Origin of the sequence: Erwinia phyllosphaerae, assembly GCF_019132875.1 — a bacterium.
In the GTDB taxonomy this organism is placed as follows: domain Bacteria; phylum Pseudomonadota; class Gammaproteobacteria; order Enterobacterales; family Enterobacteriaceae; genus Erwinia; species Erwinia phyllosphaerae.
This window is the reverse complement of the sequence record NZ_JAHSPF010000028.1, coordinates 1-1624: the sequence shown is the minus strand read 5'-3', so window position 1 is coordinate 1624 and position 1624 is coordinate 1. Positions and strand designations below refer to the sequence as shown.

The following is a 1624-nucleotide window of genomic DNA, read 5'->3' as shown; positions in this document are numbered from 1 at the left end:
AATCTGCGTTTTCAGGGGCAGTACCTGGACAGAGAGACGGGCCTTCATTACAATTTATTCCGGTATTACGACCCGGTGGGTGGACGCTTTACCCAGGTTGACCCCATAGGGTTGGCGGGTGGGGTTAATACTTATGCGTATGTCGGGGACCCGCTGACGTGGGTGGATCCGCTGGGGTTGAGTAAGTGTGAAGCAGGCTTTTTGTACCGAGGTGATAAAAGAGCACCTAACGTAATTTTTCGTGAAGGATTTAAGCCTCTTGGTGATAGTACGGACCTTCTTTTACATGCCAAAGACAATCGGTCACCACCCAGTAATTTTATCAGTACGTCATCCGATATAGAGGTGGCTCAAAATTTTGCAGCCAGAGACGAACAGAAAGGATTTGTTTATGCAATCCGGCAACAATCAAATGGTATTGATGTTAATAAAACTCTGGGGAAGAACACGCCATTTCCTGATGAAGTGGAGATTGCTATTCCTGGCGTGATCTCCAATAAAGATATTTTAGGTGTTACTCCGGTAAACGGCGATGGAAGTTTTGTCGGCTTTAGTTTCATAAATTTTTTGAGGTACTAAGATGCAGGTTATAAAAGTAAAAGTAATTTATGATAATCATATTGATATTAATGATGTAGAAATAAATTTGATAAACGATATCAAATGTGTCATGACGGTTCGTATCACTAATGAATATAAAATTACTGCTGAAGGAGAGGATTTTTTTGAATGTTTTAAGAAGGTAAGGGGGCTAGATAAGGCTATAACTTATTATTGCAAAGGTGCAAAAATCAATGTTCTTCCTTCAAGAATGACACGACAAATGACTAAAGGCCTGACTGCTTATGAAACAAGCTTAGGAGCGCCTGCTCGCAAGGAGAATTTAGTCAATATATTTGATTATGAAGATAAAAACTTAGCCTCAGATCCAATTGAACAAGATGAATATGAGGCGAAATGGTTTTTATCATTAAATAATTAAGGGGGTTTATTAGTTCGGGTAGGTAATCTTATTTGGAAAAGCTTGGTTGTCAGTTTTTTATTTTGGCGAGAAGGGAAAGGTAATTAATATCTGAATCATGAAACATGCGGGAAACGGAAGAGCTGATAATGATTTTCTTTGAAGTAGCGTTGCTACCCTTGAGGCTAAAAATTACATCTTTCGGGAAGGTTTTAGTACTGAATAAATACCCGATAAAATAGTATGCTATAAATCGAGTAATTACAAACATAATCTAGAATTAACCATGTGACATTTCCGTCTTTATTTTTAGCTGCTGGCATTATCCAGCAATGCCAGCGCCTGCTTTCGGCTCTGCTTCATCTCCAGCCTCTGTTGCACCAGCCATACCTATTAATTACGTAATGGTAACTATTCGCGACCGTCAGATATCAGCAGCAGACAGCCGTTCAGTATTTTCGGCTTATGCCCGCTCCAATTTCAGACTGTGTCTCAACCGACAACCGCCCGGGTATGCATCTGCGGCAAACTGCGATCGCCCCTTTTGGGTAACTCTCAATAATGGATTGTGGACGGCGCAACGCAACAGAACGAATGGGCCAGCCAGCAGCAGCGTTTCGGTTACGACGCGGCGGGTCAGGTCACGCGTGAAGTCCGCGCTTA

At 41.7% G+C, this 1624-nt stretch carries 2 protein-coding genes; both read left to right on the top strand.

All coding sequences use genetic code 11. From position 1 onward, the window contains the following. Positions 1-579 (top strand): RHS repeat-associated core domain-containing protein (locus KUE00_RS21740; protein WP_281434729.1); only part of this gene is annotated, 579 nt, incomplete at its 5' end. Position 580: 1 nt separating this feature from the next. Then, the gene (locus KUE00_RS21735) at positions 581-982 is read left to right on the top strand and encodes a hypothetical protein (RefSeq protein WP_246762650.1); all 402 of its coding nucleotides are present in this window, start codon (positions 581-583) and stop codon (positions 980-982) included. Positions 983-1624 lie beyond the last annotated feature (642 nt).